This window comes from Nocardia amamiensis NBRC 102102 (assembly GCF_001612745.1).
GTDB lineage: Bacteria > Actinomycetota > Actinomycetes > Mycobacteriales > Mycobacteriaceae > Nocardia > Nocardia amamiensis.
This window is the reverse complement of the sequence record NZ_BDBA01000456.1, coordinates 1-877: the sequence shown is the minus strand read 5'-3', so window position 1 is coordinate 877 and position 877 is coordinate 1. Positions and strand designations below refer to the sequence as shown.

The window sequence follows — 877 nt, the reverse complement described above, 5'->3', positions numbered from 1 at the left end:
GAGAGCATGTCTCATGTGGCCGACTTGGCGAGTTTCTTGTAACAGGTCAATGTCGCGGCGAGGGTGAGGAAGGCGAGAAAGTGGGTGGCCTTGCGGTCGTATCGGATGTTGAGCCGGTGGTAGCCGAACAGCCATGCGATCGACCGTTCGATGACCCAGCGGTGTTTACCGAGTTTCTTGCTGGATTCGATGCCTTTGCGGGCGATGCGCACGACGATGCCGCGGTCTCGGATCCAGTCGCGCAGGTCTTGCTGGTCGTAGGCTTTGTCGGCGTGCAGTTTGCTGGGCCTGCGTCGCCGTGGCCCGCGCCGGGATTTGACGGCGGGAATCGCTTTGACCAGCGGCTTGAGGGCGTAAGCGTCGTTGGTGTTGGCGGCGGACACGGCCACCGACAGCGGCAGCCCGGCCCGGTCGGACAGGACGCGGATCTTCGAGCCGGTCTTGCCTCAGTCGACGGGATTCGGCCCGGTCATGGGTCCCCCCTTTTGGCCCTGACGGATGCTCCGTCCAGGACCGCGCGTGACCAGTCGATCATGCCTTGGCTACCAAGCTCATCGAGCACTGCCCGATGTAGTCGCCGCCACAGTCCGGCCTCGGTCCAAGCGGTGAACCGGCGATGCGCCGTCGGCACGGTGACCCCGAACGACGGCGGCAGATACCGCCAGGCGCAACCCGCTGGTCAGGACGAACACGATCGCGGTGAACACCGCCCGATCATCCACCGGCGCGGTGCCACCGCCCTGCGGTCGCGCCTCGAACGGCGGAATCAGCGGTTCAGCCAACGCCCACAACTCATCTGGCACCAACCGACGCGAAAGTTCGTCCACTACAACATGATCACAGAACCGAAGCTAAACCCACGTGAGACACGCTCTAA

General features: G+C 64.1%; 1 pseudogene. It reads right to left on the bottom strand.

The features are described from left to right. Positions 1–11: 11 nt before the first annotated feature. Positions 12–803, bottom strand: a pseudogene (locus NA4_RS39940) (IS5 family transposase). Positions 804–877 lie beyond the last annotated feature (74 nt).